Origin of the sequence: Halomonas sp. BN3-1 (genome assembly GCF_003056325.1) — a bacterium.
GTDB classification, from domain to species: Bacteria; Pseudomonadota; Gammaproteobacteria; order Pseudomonadales; family Halomonadaceae; genus Halomonas; species Halomonas litopenaei.
In genome coordinates, this window is sequence record NZ_PYVV01000019.1 from 69171 (window position 1) to 88134 (window position 18964).

General features: G+C 66.2%; 16 protein-coding genes. 11 read left to right on the top strand and 5 right to left on the bottom strand.

The genetic code is table 11. From position 1 onward, the window contains the following. Positions 1-9 precede the first annotated feature (9 nt). Positions 10-2781, top strand: coding sequence for a tetratricopeptide repeat protein (locus C9F12_RS20655; protein ID WP_240184313.1), 2772 nt, complete (start codon positions 10-12; stop codon positions 2779-2781). A 221-nt stretch (positions 2782-3002) separates the two neighbouring features. Continuing rightward, positions 3003-4031, top strand: coding sequence for an L-glyceraldehyde 3-phosphate reductase (gene mgrA, locus C9F12_RS20660; RefSeq protein ID WP_108450060.1), 1029 nt, complete (start codon positions 3003-3005; stop codon positions 4029-4031). 118 nt (positions 4032-4149) lie between these two features. On the opposite strand, the gene C9F12_RS20665 is transcribed toward mgrA, so the two are convergent. Beyond that, positions 4150-4602 carry a hypothetical protein gene (locus C9F12_RS20665; protein ID WP_045992561.1) on the bottom strand — a complete coding sequence of 151 codons (453 nt, stop codon included), beginning with the start codon at positions 4600-4602 and terminating at the stop codon, positions 4150-4152. Further along, positions 4602-5450 (bottom strand): tyrosinase family protein, encoded by an 849-nt coding sequence (locus C9F12_RS20670; RefSeq protein WP_108450061.1) that lies wholly within the window; start codon positions 5448-5450, stop codon positions 4602-4604. The genes C9F12_RS20665 and C9F12_RS20670 overlap by 1 nt, the downstream gene beginning before the upstream one ends. A 279-nt stretch (positions 5451-5729) precedes the next feature. Here C9F12_RS20670 and C9F12_RS20675 point away from each other — a divergent pair, with 279 nt between their 5' ends. From C9F12_RS20675 to C9F12_RS20685, 3 genes are all read left to right on the top strand, one after another. After that, positions 5730-6029: a hypothetical protein gene (locus tag C9F12_RS20675; protein WP_045992559.1), complete on the top strand. Its 300-nt coding sequence runs from the start codon at positions 5730-5732 to the stop codon at positions 6027-6029. A gap of 412 nt (positions 6030-6441) precedes the next feature. Continuing rightward, positions 6442-7860: a DUF1800 domain-containing protein gene (locus tag C9F12_RS20680; protein WP_108450062.1), complete on the top strand. Its 1419-nt coding sequence runs from the start codon at positions 6442-6444 to the stop codon at positions 7858-7860. Positions 7861-7893: 33 nt separating this feature from the next. Further along, complete coding sequence (locus C9F12_RS20685) at positions 7894-9033, top strand: DUF1501 domain-containing protein (protein ID WP_108450063.1); 1140 nt, start codon at positions 7894-7896, stop codon at positions 9031-9033. Between the two features lie 88 nt (positions 9034-9121). Here C9F12_RS20685 and zigA read toward each other — a convergent pair whose 3' ends face one another. Beyond that, the gene (gene zigA / locus C9F12_RS20690; RefSeq protein WP_108450064.1) at positions 9122-10345 is read right to left on the bottom strand and encodes a zinc metallochaperone GTPase ZigA; all 1224 of its coding nucleotides are present in this window, start codon (positions 10343-10345) and stop codon (positions 9122-9124) included. Between the two features lie 115 nt (positions 10346-10460). Here zigA and C9F12_RS20695 point away from each other — a divergent pair, with 115 nt between their 5' ends. Next, positions 10461-11150, top strand: coding sequence for a DUF1826 domain-containing protein (locus C9F12_RS20695; RefSeq protein ID WP_108450065.1), 690 nt, complete (start codon positions 10461-10463; stop codon positions 11148-11150). 61 nt (positions 11151-11211) lie between these two features. Here C9F12_RS20695 and C9F12_RS20700 read toward each other — a convergent pair whose 3' ends face one another. Further along, positions 11212-12483 (bottom strand): FAD-dependent oxidoreductase, encoded by a 1272-nt coding sequence (locus C9F12_RS20700; RefSeq protein ID WP_162816542.1) that lies wholly within the window; start codon positions 12481-12483, stop codon positions 11212-11214. A 177-nt stretch (positions 12484-12660) separates the two neighbouring features. Between C9F12_RS20700 and C9F12_RS20705 the strand changes: the two genes are divergently transcribed. The 5 genes from C9F12_RS20705 to C9F12_RS20725 all read left to right on the top strand — a co-directional run bounded on the left by C9F12_RS20705 (position 12661) and on the right by C9F12_RS20725 (position 18785). Continuing rightward, on the top strand, positions 12661-14088 hold the full coding sequence (locus tag C9F12_RS20705) for an NAD-dependent succinate-semialdehyde dehydrogenase (protein WP_240184314.1): 1428 nt from the start codon (positions 12661-12663) through the stop codon (positions 14086-14088). A gap of 264 nt (positions 14089-14352) precedes the next feature. Then, positions 14353-16536 carry a bifunctional diguanylate cyclase/phosphodiesterase gene (locus tag C9F12_RS20710; protein ID WP_108450068.1) on the top strand — a complete coding sequence of 728 codons (2184 nt, stop codon included), beginning with the start codon at positions 14353-14355 and terminating at the stop codon, positions 16534-16536. 106 nt (positions 16537-16642) lie between these two features. After that, on the top strand, positions 16643-17239 hold the full coding sequence (locus tag C9F12_RS20715; protein WP_045992553.1) for a sigma-70 family RNA polymerase sigma factor: 597 nt from the start codon (positions 16643-16645) through the stop codon (positions 17237-17239). Continuing rightward, positions 17236-17994 (top strand): anti-sigma factor, encoded by a 759-nt coding sequence (locus tag C9F12_RS20720; RefSeq protein WP_045992552.1) that lies wholly within the window; start codon positions 17236-17238, stop codon positions 17992-17994. Before C9F12_RS20715 ends, C9F12_RS20720 begins: the two co-directional genes overlap by 4 nt. Positions 17995-18329: 335 nt before the next feature. Next, positions 18330-18785, top strand: coding sequence for a hypothetical protein (locus C9F12_RS20725; RefSeq protein WP_045992551.1), 456 nt, complete (start codon positions 18330-18332; stop codon positions 18783-18785). 58 nt (positions 18786-18843) lie between these two features. Here C9F12_RS20725 and C9F12_RS20730 read toward each other — a convergent pair. Then, positions 18844-18964 (bottom strand): transposase (locus C9F12_RS20730; RefSeq protein WP_162816454.1); only part of this gene is annotated, 121 nt, incomplete at its 5' end.

The following is an 18964-nucleotide window of genomic DNA, read 5'->3' on the forward strand; positions in this document are numbered from 1 at the left end:
GGCCTGCTTATGATGCTCCCCCGTTTTCGCCCCCACACCGCCCAAGGCCAACGCTGGTCCCGGGCCTTTCCGCTCACCGCCTCGGTCGCCGTGGCGCTGTGGCTCGGCGGCTGCGCCGCCCCCGGTACCGAGTTCCAGAGTACCGGCGTCGACCCGCTGCCTGCCGAGTATCAGGACTTCTTCGACAAGGAGCAGCCACGCAACCCCGAATGGATGCATGACAACACCCTGGAAGAGGCGCAGCAGCTCGTCGCTGCCGGCCAGACCCGAGAGGCGATCCTCAAGCTCAAGGGGCTGGCCGCCCAGGACATCCCCAAGGCCTACTACGAACTCGGCAAGATCTGGGATCAGGGCAAGGGCATCCAGGCGGACCCCGCCAAGGCCGCTGCCTACTACGAGGACGCCGTGCGCACGCCGTCCTATATCCTTGGCCACGCATCGCTCAACCTGGCCAAGCTGAGCCTGGAACAGCAGGGTGCGCCCTATCGTCCGGTACTGGCCTACTACCTGCTCGAGCAGGCCATGGAAGAGGAAATCGGCCGTGACGAAGGCGTGGTGATGGCCTCATTGCTGGCCCGCGGCGCCGAAGGCGTCGCGGCGGACCCCCAGCGCGCCCTGGCGCTGTATCGTCAGGCGGCGAACAACGGTAACCCGGATGCCATCCTGGCACTGGCCAACGCCTACGCCGAGGGCGGTTGGCTCGACACCGACAAGGCACGCTCGCGCGAGTACGCCGAGCGTTACGCCGAAGGCCTGCGCGAGCGCGCCGGCGGCGGCGATATCAAGGCGATGACCGAACTGGCTGAGCTGTACTCGGCCGACGGCCTGCTGGCCGGCAACGACGATCGCCGCCTGCACTGGCTGACCCAGGCCGCCCAGGCCGGTGACCCCGACGCGGTGGCCAAGGCGGGCCGCGAGATGCTCGACAGCGGCCGCGCCGAGCAGGGCGTGACCCTGCTGACCCAGGCGGCCGAGAACGGTGACGTCGACGCCATGGAACGCCTGGGCCGGATTCTGCTGGAGGGCGACGGCCTCAGGGCACGGCCAATCGAGGCACGCAATTGGCTCGAAAAGGCTATCGACGAGGACTCGGTCGACGCCCGCGTGACCCTGGGTCGCGCCTTGCTGGAAGGCGATGCCCTGCCGGCGGAACCCCAGCGCGGCATCCGCCTGCTCGAGCAGGCCGCCCGACACGACGACCCGCTGGCACTGGCGATGCTCGGCCAGGCCTACCTGGCCGATGAGGTGGTGCCGACCCAGCCAGTGATCGCCGCCCGCTATCTCGAGCGCGGACATGAGCTGGGCCATCCGTTTGCCACCGAACAGCTGGGCGCGCTCTACCTCAGCGGCCGTGGCGTGGCCACCGATCCGGCCCGGGGCGAACGGCTGTTGCGCGAGGCCATCGACCAAGGGCAGAGCGGCGCCCTGCGCACCCTCGGCGAGGCCTATCTGGCCGAGGACGGCCCCCTGCCCTATCAGCCCCGTGAGGCGGAGCGCCTGCTGACCCAGGCGGTGGAAGCCGGCGATACCAGCGCCGCCACCCGCCTGGGCGAGGCCTATCTGACTGGCGAGCTGACCGGCGAGCTGAGCCCCGAGACGACAGGCCCGAACCCCACCCAGGAACCGGGCGGCGACGCCATGGCCGTGGCCGATGGTGCTTCGACCCAGCGAGGAAATTCTCGGGTGGATCACGGACGGCGCCTTCTGGAGAACGCCGCCGAGCAGGGCGACGCCTACGCCATGGTCGTCCTCGGCCGCGCCTACCGCGACGGTACCGGGGTGAGCCGTGACCTTGCCCAGGCCACCGAGTGGCTCGAACGGGCCGAGGCCGCCGGCCACCCCTCCGCCGCCGAGGCGCTGATGCGCACCCAGCGCGATCGCGGCCAGGCCGGTGACATCCAGGCGCTGATCGCCTCCGCCCGTCAGGGCAACGTCAACTCCATGGCGGACCTGGGCCGCGCCTATCGCGACGGCCAGGGCGTCGGGCGCAACCTGTCCGAGGCCAGCCGCTGGCTCGAGCGTGCCGCCCGCCAGGGTCATCCAGGCGCCGCCGCCGCGCTTGGCCGCATGTACCTGGACGGTGAAGGCGTCGCCCGCGACCCGGCCAAGGGCGCCGAACTGCTCCAGGTGGCGGTGGCCGGTGGCCACGCCGGCGCGCGTGCTGACCTGGGCGGCATGCTGCTGACCGGAAACGGCGTGGAAGCCGACCCCGAGCGGGGTCGTCGCCTGCTGAGCGAAGCCGCCGAGGCCGGTAACGAGTACGCCGCCCAGACCCTTGGCGAGGCCTACCTCGAAGGCAATGGCGTCAGCGCCGACCCGGCCGAGGCCGAGCGCTGGCTGACCCGAGCCAGCGACGCCGGCAGCCTGTCGGCACGCGCCCTGCTTGGCACCGCCCTGGTGCGAGGCGACCAGAGCCTGGCTCAGGACCCGAGCCGGGGCGAACAGCTGCTGACCAGCGCCGCCGAACAAGGCCACGCCGGCGCCCAGGCCAGCCTCGGCCGCGAGTACCTGCGCGGTGAAAACCTCGAGCGGGATACCCGCCAGGGCGCCGACTACCTGCTCAAGGCCGCGCGTCAGGGCCACGAGACCGCGCGGCTGGCGCTGGCCAAGGCCTACCTGGCCGCCAATGGCCTGCAGAACGCCAACCGTGAGCAGGCGCTGGTATGGCTCGACGGGGTCATGGACGGCAACTCCCAGATGGCGTCCCAGACCCTGCACGACCTGCTCTCCGACGAGGCTACCCTGGCCGCCATGCCGGAGACCATGAACGCCGGCGGCTGACCCCTGCCCCCTGGCGTCACGCCCCTAGCGTCACGCCCCTAGCGTCACGCCCCAGTCGCCACGCCGCAAAGGCTGCGCCTGGGGCGTCATAGCCCTGGCGCCATGTGCCCACGACCTGGCACATGGCTTTTTCGGGGCGGCCCTTTTGGATACCTCGACAAACACAGCTAAAGTGCTGAGACGACAGCCACGGCGCCCGTGCGCCCTGACAGGAGACCATCATGAGCTATCGTCCCGCCGAAGACCGTTACGAACGCATGCGCTATCACCGCTGCGGTCGCAGTGGCCTCAAGCTGCCCGCCCTGTCCCTCGGGCTGTGGCACAACTTCGGCCACAACGCCCATGAAGACAACGCTCGCGAGATCTGCCGTACCGCCTTCGATCACGGCATTACCCACTTCGACCTGGCCAATAACTATGGCCCGCCGCCTGGCAGCGCCGAGTCCATGTTCGGGCGCATCCTCAAGACCGACTTCGCCGGCCACCGCGCTGAACTGATCATCTCCACCAAGGCGGGCTATAACATGTGGCCCGGCCCCTACGGCGAGTGGGGCAGCCGCAAGTATCTGCTGTCGAGCCTCGACCAGAGTCTCAAGCGCCTGGATCTGGACTACGTCGACATCTTCTACTCCCACCGCTTCGATCCCGAGACACCGCTGGAAGAAACCATGGGCGCGCTGGACCAGGCGGTACGCTCGGGCAAGGCGCTCTACGCCGGTATCTCGTCGTACAGCCCTGAGCGCACCCGCGAGGCCGCTCGCCTGCTGCGCGAACTGGGAACCCCCTGCCTGATCCACCAGCCCAGCTACTCGATGATCAACCGCTGGATCGAGGACGACGGGCTGCTCGATGTGCTGGACGATGAAGGCATCGGCTCGATCGTCTTCTCGCCACTGGCCCAGGGCCTTTTGACCGCCAAGTACCTGGGTGGGGTGCCTGACGACAGCCGTCTTGCTCGCGGTGGTGCGATCCGCGAACAGCACCTGTCCGACGACAACCTCGAGCGTGTCAGGGAGCTCAACGCCATCGCCGAGCGGCGTGGCCAGAGTCTGGCGCAGATGGCGATTGCCTGGGTGCTGCGCGGCGGCCGCGTGACCAGCGCCTTGATCGGCGCCAGCCGCCCCGATCAGGTCAGCGACTGCGTCGAGGCCCTGGACAACCTCGACTTCAGCGACGAGGAGCTGGCCGACATCGACCGCTACGCGGTGGATGGTGGGGTCAATCTGTGGGCCCAGTCCTCCAAGGCCTAGGGCTTGGCTGAAAAGTGCCTGCGCTCGTCGACTTTTCGGACAGAGCCTCGGCAAGCCAGCTCGGCAAGCCAAAAAGCATCAAGCCTGCCGCGCGCACCGAAACTGCGCCTGCGCTCGATCACAAGGTGACCAGTTGCACCCCGCTGCAACACACCAGTGACTTGTCGCCACGATCGGGCCAGGCCTCGCGCGTATAGGCGTAGATCTGGATGTCCAGGGTGCTCTTGCCGGCGTGCAGATGGCGCTTCAGGGCCTGGGTCACCGGTACCCGCTTGAACGCCGGTGTCATCGGATGGGAAGGCCGGGTATCGAAACGTCTGAGACCATCCGGGCCATGGCAGTGTCCTGGCGAGCCCCAGCATTCGGCGTGGCCGAACAGCGCAAAGGTGCCGGCATAGCCCCGGCTTTGCGGGGTCACCCTGGCCGGCAGGCGCGCGCTGAAGAAGAGCCAGGCGGTGTAGCTGGGGCGCAGGTGGTGGATGCCATACAGCTCGACGAAGGCTTCCTCGAACTCATCGGCGCGAAGCGCGCCCAGGTCGAGCCGCGGCAGGCGATAGCGTTGCTCGATCATCAGGCCTCCTCCAGACCGCTGCCGGCCAGGGTCAGGTCCGCCACCGAACGGGCATACTCGTAGCCCAGCGACTGGACATTGAGCACTTCACCGACGGTCAGGCCGAAGGGTTCCAGCACGATCTCCTCGAGCCCCGGGGGAAAGTTGGTGATGCCGTGGCGCTTCTGCCACAGCGACCAGAGCCGGTCGATCATGCAGTGGTGAGAGTAGAAGATCGGATCATAGGCGGCGTAGGTGGTGCTGGCCATGGTCGCACCGACATAGACGTGGAGCTGATCATGCACCGTCTCGATCAGGTCGTTGAACTGCTCGAAGGTATCCACCCGCTCCACCAGGAAGGCCGCGATCTCGCCCAGCGTCGCCCGTCCATCGCCGTTCACGTCGGCCACTGGAAAGGAAAACACCGGCAACAGGCCGCCAGGATTGCGCTCGGTGACCAGGTCCACCGGTTCGGGCACCTGGGGGGGATAAAGCTGGATGCGCGAGGAGTGGAGCGGATTCTCCTCGCCATCGATCAGCGCAACATCGAAGGCCTCGGGAATGCCCTCGCCTTCGGTCCAGTCCCACCAGGGGATCGAGACCTCTTCATCGATATCCTGCAGCGACTGCTCCAGACGATGGAGGTAGGCCCGGTGCCAGGGCAGAAACAGCCTGGCGCTCAGGCTGGTGCGAGGCGAGAACTGATGATGCCAGCACCAGCGCCCCGGGGCGCCATGGATGCCGGCGTAGTGGTAGAAGCCTCGATTATCCTGTCGAGCCTTGGACGCGCCCAGTGCAGCGATGTAGCGGCGCATGTGCACACGCTCGGCAGCTTCCACCGGCAGGCGATACATCATCTGACCCGACATGCTTCCCCCTTGCCGTCGCTGTCGACGGCAGTCCCGGGCGCCGAAGGACGGTTACCCCCAGCTCGTTTCAGCCTAGTTCAGTCCCCCGGGCTCGGCCACGCCGCCGATCGCCCTCATTACCGGCCAGCCAGCCGGCTCGGCTCGCCTCCCCGACATCGTCCTGATGGTCCCAGCCTGCACAGAGCGACCGCCCGTTATTGAGCAATTGCTCAAAATGCGTTTGAATGGCGTCCACCCACGACATCACCGAGTCGTCCCGCGCCCTTCCAAGGAGTCCCCATGGCAAGCGTCACCAATCGAACCCTGCTGGATCTGGGGCGGCTGACCGCCAACCTGGTCACCTACCCCGAAGGCCACAGCGTCTATCGCCACAATGACCCCATGGGTGGCGGCCGCTACTACAAGCTGAACCTCATCCTGAAGGCCCCTCAGGCTGGCGGGGTGTTCGAGACCGAAAAGGTGATCTTCAACCTGTTCGACCGGGTGATCCTGTTTCGTCCCGACCTCTACCAGCACAGCGTCTCGAAAATCGAAAAGGGCAAGCGGGTGCTGTTGAGTATTGCCCTGCACACCCCCTGAGCCTATGGCTTTGTATGAAAAGTGCCTGCGCTCGGTAATACGGCGTAAAAAATCACACCAACATGCTCATTTACATCTCGTAAACTGCGCTGTCTCACCGATTTTTGCCTTGTCTGACCATCGCTCGCCGACTCTTCGCCATCCACCTTGCGCCCCCACCGAAGGCTCTGACCTGAGGCGTTGGCGTTGGCGCGACACGCCTATCGAAAATGCACGAAAGGTGCGCCTTAGGCCGGTGCAAGCGTAGCCCTGGCCTCGGACCTGGGCCTGCTCGATCATCCCCCCCTACTCGGCTGAACGCCCCCGCCACCTACCGGCCAAACTGTTGGCGATCCCCGGCGCCTCACCCCAGGGCCGGCCCCCGGCATCCTGCCCCAGGCTTCGTCAGCCATGCCAACAGGAGGCGTCAGCTGTGACAACCACCCTCGTTCAGGCGGAAATCGCCGCCAATCGCTTTGGCCTCGGCGCGGGGCCAGGTGAGCTTGCCGAGATCGCCAAGGCCCCCCAGGGCTGGGTGCTGGCGCAGATCGACGAGGCCGAACGAGCGCCACTGATCGAGCCTCTCGCCGCCCTGCCATCCACCATCACCTACCTGGAGCACTTCGATCGCTTTCGCCGAGACCACGCGGCCGCCCGTCGACGCATGAGCGAGGCCGCCGCCAATGACAAGCCCACACAGAGCCTGCCGACCCTGCTCGAGCGTTTTGGCGCGATGAAACAGGCCGAGATCCAGGCCAGGGGGCGCCAGCAGTGTCTGAGTCCGTTTCCGGTACTCGAGCGCTGGGTGATGTTCTGGAGCAACCACTTCACCGTGTCCGCCGACCGCGGCGGCGTACAGTTGCTGCCCGGGGCCTTCGAGCGCGAGGCCATCCGGCCCTATGTGTCGGGTAGCTTTTCGGCCATGCTGCTGGGCGTCGAGCAGCATCCGGCCATGCTGCTCTATCTCGACAATGCAGCGTCGGTGGGCCCCGATTCGCCGCTGGCCAGAAGTGCCAGAGCCTCTGCCGGACGGCTCGGGCTCAACGAGAACCTGGCGCGGGAAATCCTGGAGCTGCATACCCTCGGCGTCGATGGCCCCTATCAACAGCAGGACGTGATCGAACTGGCCAGGGCCATCACCGGATGGCGGACACGGCTCGAACTGCCGCCATCGACCGAGGCCCCGGCCCTCGGACCCTACGGTAGCCTGTTTCATGGCGCGGCCCATCAAGGCGGCGAGCGAGACCTGCTGGGGCGGCGCTTCGCTGCAGGCGGGGCCAGGCAGGGGCGTGACATGCTGCGCTTTGTGGCCGGCCAGGAGGCCACCGCAACCTTTGTCGCCACCAAGCTTGCCCGTCACTTTGTCGCCGACGACCCACCCAGTGAGCTGGTATCGGCCTTGGCCTCCACCTTCCAGCGCGAGAACGGTCGCCTGTCGGCGCTGTTTCGCACCCTGTTCAGCCACCCCCAGGCGTGGCAGCCGCAAGCGCTCAAGTTTCGCCGTCCGCAGGAATATCTCGTCGCGCTCTATCGCGCCCTGGGCAAGGCACCCTCGCCCGATGGCAGTGACTGGGGCCAGCAGCTTCGACTGCTGGGCCAGCCACCTTTTCTCGCCGGCGCCCCGGCCGGATGGAGCGATGATGCCAACGACTGGATCGGTGCCGACGCCTTGAACAAGCGACTGCTGGTGGCCCAGCGCCACGCCGGTGACGCCAGCGGCGAAGCCATGGAGCTGGCCCAGCAGAGCCTGGGCCCTCGCCTGCGTGAAGCCACCGCCGTGGCGCTCAGTCAGGCGCCCCGCAACCAGGCGCTCGCCATGGTGCTGGCAAGCCCCGAGTTTCAGTGGCGCTGAGCGCCGTCGCGACACCACCCAATGGAATCCGCCATGTTCAACCGACGCGAGTTTCTCAAGGCGCTGGGCGCAGGCACCAGCCTGCTGCTGTGGCCCTCGCTGGCTGCGGCCGACTCCCCGCTCGGCAAGCGCCGCCTGGTCGTCGTACTGCTGCGCGGTGCCCTCGATGGCCTCGCCGCCGTCCCCTGCGATAGCGACCCCGCCTACCAGCGCTTGCGCGGTAGCCTGGCATCCCAGGCAGGAGTCGTTGCACCACGACTGGACGGGACCTTTTCGCTGCATCGGTCTCTGGCCTTCTGCCACCGTCTCTACCAGGCCGGCGACTTCGCCGTGGTTCACGCCTGCGGACTGCCCTATCAGGGACGCTCGCACTTCGACGCTCAGGAGTGCCTGGAAAACGGCACCGCCACCCCCACAGGAAGCCGCACCGGCTGGCTGAACCGTGCGGTGGGCAGCCTCGGCGACACCCAGGGACTAGGCCTCACCTCATCGCGCCCGCTGTTGATCCGTGGGCCGGCCCCCTTCGCCACTTGGTCGCCGTCGGCGCACGGTACCACCCAGCCGTCACTGGCCCAGCGGGTCGCCGCGCTCTATCGACAGGACCCCCGGCTGGGCCCGGTGTTCGAGCGCGCCCTGGCGATGCAGCAGATGGCACCTACCGATATCGACAGCGGTGGCCGCCTGGAGGATACCCTGGCGGCGGCAGCACAGTTCCTTGCCGCCGCGGATGGCCCCCAGATCGCCATGGTGGAAGACGACGGCTGGGACACCCACGCTCGCCAGAATGCGGTGCTGTCACGCAAGCTTGAACAGCTGGATGGCGGGCTTGCGGCGCTGCACGGCAAGCTCGGCGAACGCTGGCAGCACACCGCCGTAGTGGTCATCACCGAGTTTGGCCGCACGGTGGCCGTCAACGGCACCGGCGGCACCGATCATGGCACCGCCAGTTGCATCCTGTTGGCCGGTGGCGCCATTCGAGGGGGGCGCGTCCACGGCCAGTGGCCGGGGCTCGCCCGGCTGCGTGACGACCGTGATCTGATCGCCGCCCAGGACACCCGCGCCGTCCTCAAGGGTGTGCTGCGCGACCACCTTGGCCTCGACCTCGATCCCCTGGCCGAGCAGGTCTTTCCCGACAGCCGGCAGGTGGCCCCTCTAGCTGGCCTGATTGGCTGAACGGATGACCCGAACTGACTGGCCCGAACTGACTCACTGAGCCGGCTGGCCTGGGCTGACTCACTGAGCCAGCGTCGTTAGCCTGGTTTTACCAGGCTGGAAAAGGGTCATCCGAGTCGACCCAGGCGTCCATGCCGAGGGCCAGCTCCGATTCGCTCAGCAGGCACTCATCCAGGGCCTGGCGAATGCGATGCTCCGCCAGGTTCTGGCCGATGAACACCAGTTCCTGGCGCATGTCACCGAAGGGCTCCTGCCATTTGGCCAGAATCGCCTCGCGATACTCCGGGTCCTCGGGCCACTGCTCCTCGGGTACCGCCCGCCAGAAGCGACCCGCCAGGCCGTGGTGAGCGATGCCTCCCGCCTGACTCCACTGACCGGCGAACTGAGGACGGCTGGCAAGCCAGAAGAACCCCTTGGAGCGCAGCAAGGTGCCACCGAACCAGTCGCCATGCAGCAGTTCATGAAACCTGCGCGGGTGGAAGGGGCGGCGCGCCTCATAGGCAAAACTCGAGATACCGTACTCCTCGGTTTCAGGCACATGCTCACCGCGCAGCTCCTTGAGCCAGCCCGGGGCCCGCTGGGCCCGCTCGAAGCTGAAGCGTCCGGTATCCAGCACCCGCGACAGCGCCACCTCGCCCTGGACCATGTGGACGATGTCGGCCTCGGGATTGAGGGCGCGCAGCACCGCCTCGACCTCCGCCAGTTGCTGCGCCGAGATCAGGTCGCACTTGCTGATCGCCAGCACATCGCAGAACTCGATCTGGTCCACCAGCAGGTCCGCAACATTGCGCTCATCGTCCTCGCCCAGCGACTCCCCCGCCTCCTTGAGGGAGCGGGCTTCAGCGTACTGGCTCAGAAAATTGGCGCCATCGACCACGGTGACCAGGGTATCGAGTCTGGCAATCTCGGACAGGCACTGACCGTCCTCATCGGCGAAGGTAAAGGTCTCCGCCACCGGCAGGGGTTCAGAGATGCCGGTGGATTCGATCACCAGGCTGTCGAAGCGCCCCTCCTCGGCCAGCCTGCGGACCTCGATCAACAGGTCCTCGCGCAGGGTGCAGCAGATACAGCCGTTGCTCATCTCCACCAGGCGCTCTTCGGCGCGGTTCAGCGTGACCCCGTCCTCCAGCTCGTCTGATGCCACTGGCCCACCGCGCACCAGAGCGGCGTCGATATTGACCTCGCTCATGTCGTTGACGATGACCGCGACCCGACGCCCCTGGCGATTGGCCAGAAGGTGATTCAGCAAGGTGGTCTTGCCGGCTCCCAGAAAGCCTGACAGTACCGTGACCGGCAACCTGGCATCATTCATGAACCTGTTCTCCCCATGTGCGCTCGCAAAGGAAAGCCCCTCTCTGCACGAGGCGCTTTCCTTGTTTTAAATGTTACGTTATAACATTGTAAACACATCCCATGGAGACGCCAAGATGTCGCTGTCCAGCTCACTGTCCACCTGCGTCGACGGGGACGCCCCGACCGCGTCTTGCGAGTCGCAGTCAAGTGTCCACTGGGCCCAGGGTATCGATGCCTCGATCCTGCCGCGCATCTTCGAGCAAGGCATCACCATCGCGGTGATGCAGCGCGCGCTGTCCCCCAGCCTGGAACGCAGCATCCAGGCACAGTGCGATACCGAGCGTCGCTGGAGCTTCCAGTGGCTGGGAGTTCCCGACGCCGCCATGAAGCGAGAACTCCGGCGCAGCATGCCCGCCCCGGAGCAAGCCTGCCCCCTGGTAGACGACGTCGTGCTGTTGACCCAGGCCATGGCGATGCTGTTTGACACCGACACTCTGGGAATACGGCTGCGCCTGCTGGACAGCGCCATGTGTCCACGCTTTCACTGCGACAAGTTGCCGGTGCGACTGGTCACCAGCTATCGGGGGCCGGGCAGCGAATGGCTGCCCGAGTCTGCGGTCAATCGCGCCGGGCTCGGTGCGCCTTCGCCGGACAAGCCCGAGACGCTTCGCCAGGCCCATGCCATTCAGCGGCTGGGCACCGGCGACCTGGCACTGTTGAAGGGAGACGGCTGGAGCGGCAACGAGGGCCGCGGACTGGTACATCGCAGCCCGGCGCAGCAGGCAGGGGAGACGCGCCTTTTGTTGACCATCGATCCGAGCTGAGTCGAGCGGCCGCCGACGCTTTGCCAGGGGCGTGGCGGCCGCCGGCGCACGCAACGCGTGGTCAGTGGATCTTGAGGCGTGGCCCGACCGAGCGGCCGAGGACGTCGCTCAGCGCCTCGGCGGTACCCTTGAGCGGCCCCAGCAGGATGAACTGGTGCTGGCGCTGCAGTCCCTGGTAGGCCGCCCGCGCGAGTCGCCCGCGCAACTGGACGTCATCGGCGAACCAGCCTTTCACTTCGCCGACGCTGCCGGCCTCACCCAGCGACAGCAGGGTACCCTTGTCCTCGTAGACGAAGGGCGCCGGCGTTTCCCCCGCGAGAAAACGCGGCAACTCCTTGGCCAGATGTTCTGCCTGCTCGCTGGCCGCCTGGGCGGTGGGCGGTGCGGGCTCGTCGTCGATAACCGAGCAGTCACCCAGCGCAAAGACGTGATCACTGTCGACACTCTGCAGGGTCGGCTTCACCCGCCACTGGCGCTTCTTGTTGGTCGCCAGCGCGTCGATCGAATCGGCCACCGGCGGCCCCACGCGACCGGCCGCCCAGATGGTCAGGTCCGCCGGAAACTCGTCGCCGCCATCGGTGGTAAGACGGTCGCGATCGACGCGACTGACCTGCTGTTCGGTATGGATGTCGATGCCGACATTCAAAAGGCGCTTGCGGATGGACTGGCGCACCTCATCCTCCATGCCCGGCATGAAGGTATCGGTCGCCTCCAGCAGGGTCACCTTGACCCTGGGCTGGCACTCTCGTGGGGCCACACTCGAGGCCCGCGCCTCGGTAGCCAGCAGTCCCGCCAGTTCCACCCCGGTGGCCCCTGAACCGACGATGGCGATATGGAAGGGATCACTACGCTGCCCGGCGCGATGCGCCAGCAGACCCGTCGAGAAGCGCTCGAACAGTCGCTCGGCGTCGGCCTCGCTGTCCAGCATCAGGGCATGCTCGAGCACGCCCTCCACGCCCATGTCCGGGGTCACCCCGCCAATCGCCAGCACCACCGCCTGGTAGCCGATGCAGCGACCGGGCACCCTCACCCGACCGTCGTCTTCGGGCCACTCGGCCAGGGTCAGGGTACGCGCCTCGGGATCGATGTCCGCGAGTTCACCGCGCTCGAAGCCAAACCCCCAGTGCTCGGCGAGTCCTGCGTAGTCCAGCTCATCGACCTCGCCACGCCGAAAACCGGCGGCAAGCTCATGCAACCGCGGTTTCCACACATGGGTGGCGCTACGGTCGATCAGCAATACGTCCTTGTGGCCTGCCTTGGCCAGCCGGATGGCAAGCTCGAGGCCGCCGGCACCACCACCTACGATCACCACGCCTTCACTGCGAACGTTCATGGGACCTCCTGTCATCGCCCCTGCGGGGGATCCACAGGGACGTCCGGTGTCGATTCGTCCCCACCCTACCACTCCGTGCCCGGCTTGAGGACATGCTCGTTGCAGCGTAGTTTGGGGAGGTCGGAAACGGAACTTCTTCAGGAGATTGCCCCTATGCACACCCCTGAGAACCAGCTTATGACTGACCATGCCTATCTTGGCGGACGTTGGGTCGAGGCCAGTGACGGCAAGACCCGGGAGGTCGAAGACCCGGCCACCGAAAAGACCATCGGCAAGGTGCCCCAGCTGACCGAGGACCAGTTGGGCGAGGCCATCGACGCCGCCAGTCAGGCCTTCGAGCGCTGGCGCGACACCCCCGCCCTGGAGCGCGCCGACGCGCTGATGGCCTGGTACCAGGCGATGCAGGACAACGCCGAGGCGCTGGCCCGCCTGATGACCCTGGAGCAAGGCAAGCCCCTGGCCGAGGCCCGTGGCGAGGTCGATTACGCCGCCAGCTTCTTGCGCTGGTTTGCCGGCCAGGCGCGACGCATCGCCGGTGATACCCTGGCCTCGGATGACCCCGACATCTCGCTTGGCACGCTGCGCCAGCCGGTCGGCGTGGTGGCCATCATTACCCCCTGGAACTTCCCGCTGGCGATGATTACCCGCAAGGTCGGGGCCGCGCTGGCGGCGGGCTGCACCACCCTGGTCAATCCAGCAAGTCAGACCCCTTTCTGCGCACTTGCCCTGGCCAGACTGGCCGAACAGGCCGGGCTCAACCGGGGCGAGTTCAATGTCCTCACCTGCCCTGGCAAGCGCTTTTCCGAAAAGGTCTGTGACGACAATCGCGTTCGCGCGCTGTCGTTCACCGGCTCCACCGAGGTCGGCCGGACGCTGCTGGCTCAGGCCGCCGACACGGTCAAGCGCAGCGCCATGGAGCTGGGGGGCAACGCCCCTTTCATCGTCTGCGAGGACGCCGACCTGGACGCCGCCGTGGAAGGCGCCATCGCCGCCCGCTTCCAGACCAGCGGCCAGGACTGCGTGGCGGCCAACCGCCTGTTCGTCCACCGTTCTCTCTACGACACCTTCATCGAGCGCTTCACCCAGCGCATGAATGACATGCCGGTGGGCAACGGCTTCGATGAGGACAGCAAGATCGGCCCGCTGATCAACCGCGACGCGGTGGCCAAGGCCCGCGAACTGGTCGAGGACGCCAGATCCCGGGGGGCGCGCGTGCTCGGTCGCGGCCAGGACCAGGCCCCAGGGCCACGCTTCTTCATGCCGACCCTGGTGGCCGACTTCACCGATGATATGCGCATCGCCAGTGAAGAATCCTTCGCGCCCCTCGCCCCGGTGCGCGCCTTCGACAGCGATGACGAGGCCATCGCCGCTGCCAACGACACGGTCTACGGTCTGGCCGCCTACGTCTATGCCAAGGACCAGCAGCGCATCCGTCGCTACCAGCAACGTCTGGAAGTCGGCATGGTGGGTACCAACACCATGGATATCACCGGGCCCCAGGTCCCCTTTGGCGGCGTCAAGCAGTCCGGCCTCGGTCGTGAAGGCGGCCTCGAGGGCATGGAGGAATACCTCGAGACCAAGTACCTGTGCACCGCCCATGGCTAGCCTGTACACACCCTGAGCCCCCCGGGAGAAGCGCAGCCTTCTCCCGGGGAGCACGGTTGTCTCCTGCTACCCCGTCCCGCCGAGGATACCCGGCAGGGGCTGCGGCGCCCCCACCGACCCACAGATCCTCCCTCCAGACTCCGTCAGAAACTTAAGAAAAGCTGGCTTTTCAGGAGATTGCCTCACCTCCTGCACAAGGCTGAGGGTAAAGTGAATGCGACACCTGGCCGATACTAATACTTTACTCTCAAGGATCTCACCTGCATGGACCACTCGCTTGCGTCCTACAACCCGGCACTGGTCGCCCTGAGCCTTGGCATCGCCGCCATCGCTTCGCTCACTGCCCTCGATCTCGCCGGACGCGTCAGAGCGAGCCAGGGCCTTGCCCGCCACCTGTGGCTTGCCGGCGGTGCCTTCGCCATGGGCACCGGCATCTGGTCGATGCACTTCGTCGGCATGCTGGCCATGGACCCCGACTCGCACTTCGCCTACGGGATCCCCCTTACCCTGGCGTCCCTGCTGGCGAGCCTTCTCGCTTCCGCCTTGGCACTGGCAACAGTGCAGTCAGGCCACCTCACCGGTCCTCGACTGGCCGTCGGCGCGCTGATCATGGGTAGCGGCGTCTGCCTGATGCACTACATCGGCATGGAGGCCATGCTGTCGGTAGACAGCCTGCGCTACCGACCGGACCTGTTTGCCCTGTCCGTGGTCATCGCCGTGCTGGCCTCAGCGGTCGCCCTGAGCCTGGCCTTTCGACTCAACCCGGTGGGGGGACGCTCCCCGCTGTGGCAACGTGGCCTGGCCTCGCTGGTCATGGCCGCAGGCATTTCGGGCATGCACTACACCGGCATGGCCGCCACCAGCTATCGCACCCTGAGCTACTCGGCCTCGGCCCCGGGCATCGGCACCGACCGGCTGGCCATCGTGGTGGCGCTGATCGCCACCTGCATCATGCTGGCAGCGTTGATGATGTCGATCTACGACGCCCACCTGTCCTCGCGCAATGCTCAGCTGGCACGTTCGCTACAGCAGGCTAATCAGGAGCTCAAGGACCTGGTCCATCATGACGTCCTGACCCAACTGCCCAACCGACTGAAGCTCGAGGAGCACCTCGATGAACTGCTCGAGGACAACATCGATACCTTCGCGGTGTTCTTCGTCGACCTGGACCGCTTCAAGCAGGTCAATGACGGCCTCGGCCACCATGTGGGTGACGAGTTGATCAAGGGCGCGGCCCGACGCCTGCAGATGGCGGTGCGCGACAGCGACCTGGTCGCACGGGTGGGCGGCGACGAATTCATGGTGGTCACCCATCAGGTTGCCAGGCGCGGCGACGCTGAAGCGCTGGCCCAGCGCATCGTCAGTTCGCTGGACAAGCCCTTCCAGATCGGCAACAGCATGGTCAAGGTCTCCACCAGCCTGGGCATCAGCCTTTACCCCGACCACGGGCGCAGCAAGCATGCCCTGATGGTCCACGCCGACGCCGCCATGTATCGCGCCAAGCAGCAGGGACGCAACAACTTCCAGTTCTTCGCCTTGGACATGACCTCCGAGGCGGACCGTCGCAGTACCCTCGAGCGACGCCTGACCCAGGCCATCGAGGAGGATCGCCTGAGCCTGGCCTATCAACCGAAGATCCGCGTCGACAGCGGTGAGGTCTCTGGCGTCGAAGCGCTGCTGCGGTGGCACGATGAGGAACTCGGCCAGGTCACTCCTGACGAGATCATTCCCGTCGCCGAAGACTGTGGCCTGATCCTTCCCCTGGGCGCATGGGTGCTACGCACCGCCTGCCGGTTTTCGAGCGAGTGGCTCAAGGAGTCCGGCGAGCCATTGCCGGTGGCGGTCAACATCTCGGCCATTCAGCTCAATCATCGCGGCTTCGTGGCCACCATCGAGGCTGCGCTTGCCGAATCGGAGCTTCCCCCTCACCTGCTGGAACTCGAACTGACCGAAAGCACCCTGGTACAGAACCCTGATCGCGCCCTGGAAGTACTGAGTACCCTGCGCAACATGGGTGTGCTGCTGTCCATCGATGATTTCGGCACCGGCTATTCCAACTTGACCCAGTTGAAGTATCTGCCCGTGGACCGTCTGAAGATCGACCGCACTTTCATGCAAGGCGTGGTCGATTGCGAACAGGACGCGGCCATCGTCCAGGCGGTGATCTCGCTGGCCAGGTGCCTGGGGCTTCATATCATCGCAGAAGGTGTCGAGAGCGAAGAACAGCTGGCCTTTATCCGCCAGCTGCAGGGCCACGAGTACCAGGGCTACCTGTTCAGCAAACCGGTCCCGGCCGAAGAGCTCAAGGCACTGTTGGCCAAGGGTCACCTCGTGGCAGCGGCCGCAGCGGAACCCCGACACGTCACCCGGGATACGCCGGTGCGCGAGGCCCGCCTATCCGGGCTCGAGCCTGAAGGCAGACCTTCCCACCCCACTGGCATCGTCTAAACGGCAGCCCGATACCGTCGATACAGGCTGCTTGACCTTGCCGGTCAGGCAGCGTCACCCTTCAGCCACCACGACAACAACACTCCGCAGCTCAGAGATCGCCGCCATGTCCAATGCCTTTCGCGCCCCGCCCCCGGCGCACCAGGAATCCCCGCCGCTGTCCTCCCCGGAGCGGCTGGTTCATCTGCTGTCCAGAGTCGCCGACAAGGACCGGGAGGCCTTCGCCGAGTTGTACGAGGCCAGCGTGGCGAAACTCTTCGGCACGGTGTTACGTATCTTGAAGCAGCAGGCCTGGGCCAACGATGTCATCCAGGAGGTCTACGTGACCATCTGGCAGAAGGCCGGACGCTTCGAGAGCGAGCGCGCCTCCGCCATCACCTGGATGGTGACCATCGCCCGCAATGCGGCCATCGACGAGCTACGCAAGGCACCGACACGGCCCACCGAGAGCGACAGTATCCTCGAGAACTGGGTCGCCGAGACGCCCTCCGCCTACGATCAGCGTCACCAGGACGAGACGTCGACACAGCTGACGTTGTGCCTTGATGAACTGGAAGAGAGCCGGCAGCAAATGGTGCGCCTGGCCTATCTGGAGGGCTGGTCGCGGGCCGAACTGGCAAGCCACTTCGACCAGCCGGTCAATACCGTCAAGACCTGGCTGCATCGTGCACTGAAACAACTCAAGGGGTGCCTGGGATCATGAGCGACCGCGACGACAAGGACATGCTGGCCGCCGAGTTCGTGCTGGGCACCCTGGATCGTGACGAGCGCGACAGGGTGCGCCGCCAGCGTCAACACGACAGCGAACTCGAGCAGCGTATCGGTGAATGGGAGAGCCGACTGGCGCCTCTGGCCGACGAGATCCAGGACCTCACCCCGGGCCCGGACCTGTTGCCGCTTATCCAGCAACGCATCAAGGCCATCGAGGACGCCGCGCGTGGCGATACGGCGCCCAACGCCCCCCCGAGCACCGCCAGCGTCACGCCGCTGCACCGCCGCCTGGCCTTCTGGAAGGCCGCCACCGGCCTGTCCAGCGCCGCGGCGGTCATCCTGGCGGCGGTGCTGCTGGCACAGCCGTCGCCGTCCACCAGTGAGTCCAACTTTGTGGCGGTGTTCCAGCAGGACGATCGCCAGCCCGCCTTCATGCTCAGCGTCAACCTGGAGCAGCGCCGCCTGCATGTCCGCCCGGTCAGCGCCGAACCTCTGCCCGACCGCTCCTATCAACTTTGGATCAAGCATGATGATCTGGGCTCCGCTCCCCGGTCCGTCGGTGTACTCGACGATGACCTGAGCCTCGACCAGGCCGCCCTGCGCGACTACGAACCTGAATTGCTGAAGCATGCCACCTTTGGCATCAGCGTCGAGCCTCCGGGTGGCTCGCCCACCGGCCAGCCTACCGGCCCCGCTATCCACGGCTACCTGTACCCCACCGAGCCCAGCGGCGGCCAGCGTCTCTGAGAATTTCAGTCCTCACTGAAACCTTTTCGCCTCCCCTGCGTAGCTAGTCGATGACCCCGCCACCGGCAACGGCCGATGGCGGGGTCATCGTGGCGGGCGTGGGTTTCGACACCCTCGAGGCGTACGCCCCGCACCACGACTTCCCTGCTTGGCCACTCGTTCGAGTGGCCTTTTTTATCTGGACGTCGGCTCTCGCCTTGGCGTCAGGGCACAACATTTTTTTCGATGACCTGAAACCCACCGTGGCATCGGCACGTAGCTGTTATCAACTCGGCAGCCATCCTGTCGTGGAGCACCTTCGGCAAGCCAATCAGCAACACCAGGAGACCATCACCATGTTCAAGCCATTGGCAGCACGTACCCTCATCACCTCAGCCCTCCTCGTCGGCGCGGCCACCCTGGCCACCGGCGCCCAGGCCGCCCACCATGGAGAGATGGACGAAGCCGGCCATCTCGGCGTCTGGGCCGAAGATCAGTCGGTGGAGAGCGGCACCGTCACCGCCGATCGCATCGTCGCCGAGAACAACGGTTGGCTGGTCGTCCACCGTACCGACGAAAGCCACAAACCAGGGCGCGTTGTCGGTCACGCCCCGCTCAAGGCCGGTGAGAACACCGATATCGCGGCCATCCTGACTGAAGAGGTCAGCAGCGGCGAACATCTGATGCTGATGCTCCACGGCGAGGACGGCGGCATGCAGACCGGCATCTTCGAATACACCCTGGGCGCCAGCGAAGACGGCCCGGTCAAGGTCGACGGCAACCTGGTGATGAGCGTGATCACCGCTCAATGACACCAGCCCCCTCCTTTTGACGACTTGGCGAGGGCCCTGCCCCTCGCCTTTTTTGGGTTCATCGCACTTTGCCGGGAAATGCGGCACGGATCTTCAGGAAGAAGTACGCAGTGTCGCGGTATCCATAGGCCATCCGCTTGATAACTTTGATTCGGTTGTTCATGCCCTCCAGCACACTG

Coding starts and splice junctions, on each gene's coding strand:
- C9F12_RS20655 (WP_240184313.1), top strand. CDS start 10: ATGATGCTCCCCCGTTTTCGCCCCCACACCGCCCAAGGCCAACGCTGG.
- mgrA (WP_108450060.1), top strand. CDS start 3,003: ATGAGCTATCGTCCCGCCGAAGACCGTTACGAACGCATGCGCTATCAC.
- C9F12_RS20665 (WP_045992561.1), bottom strand. CDS start 4,602: ATGATCGAGCAACGCTATCGCCTGCCGCGGCTCGACCTGGGCGCGCTT.
- C9F12_RS20670 (WP_108450061.1), bottom strand. CDS start 5,450: ATGTCGGGTCAGATGATGTATCGCCTGCCGGTGGAAGCTGCCGAGCGT.
- C9F12_RS20675 (WP_045992559.1), top strand. CDS start 5,730: ATGGCAAGCGTCACCAATCGAACCCTGCTGGATCTGGGGCGGCTGACC.
- C9F12_RS20685 (WP_108450063.1), top strand. CDS start 7,894: ATGTTCAACCGACGCGAGTTTCTCAAGGCGCTGGGCGCAGGCACCAGC.
- zigA (WP_108450064.1), bottom strand. CDS start 10,345: ATGAATGATGCCAGGTTGCCGGTCACGGTACTGTCAGGCTTTCTGGGA.
- C9F12_RS20695 (WP_108450065.1), top strand. CDS start 10,461: ATGTCGCTGTCCAGCTCACTGTCCACCTGCGTCGACGGGGACGCCCCG.
- C9F12_RS20700 (WP_162816542.1), bottom strand. CDS start 12,483: ATGAACGTTCGCAGTGAAGGCGTGGTGATCGTAGGTGGTGGTGCCGGC.
- C9F12_RS20705 (WP_240184314.1), top strand. CDS start 12,661: ATGACTGACCATGCCTATCTTGGCGGACGTTGGGTCGAGGCCAGTGAC.
- C9F12_RS20710 (WP_108450068.1), top strand. CDS start 14,353: ATGGACCACTCGCTTGCGTCCTACAACCCGGCACTGGTCGCCCTGAGC.
- C9F12_RS20715 (WP_045992553.1), top strand. CDS start 16,643: ATGTCCAATGCCTTTCGCGCCCCGCCCCCGGCGCACCAGGAATCCCCG.
- C9F12_RS20720 (WP_045992552.1), top strand. CDS start 17,236: ATGAGCGACCGCGACGACAAGGACATGCTGGCCGCCGAGTTCGTGCTG.
- C9F12_RS20725 (WP_045992551.1), top strand. CDS start 18,330: ATGTTCAAGCCATTGGCAGCACGTACCCTCATCACCTCAGCCCTCCTC.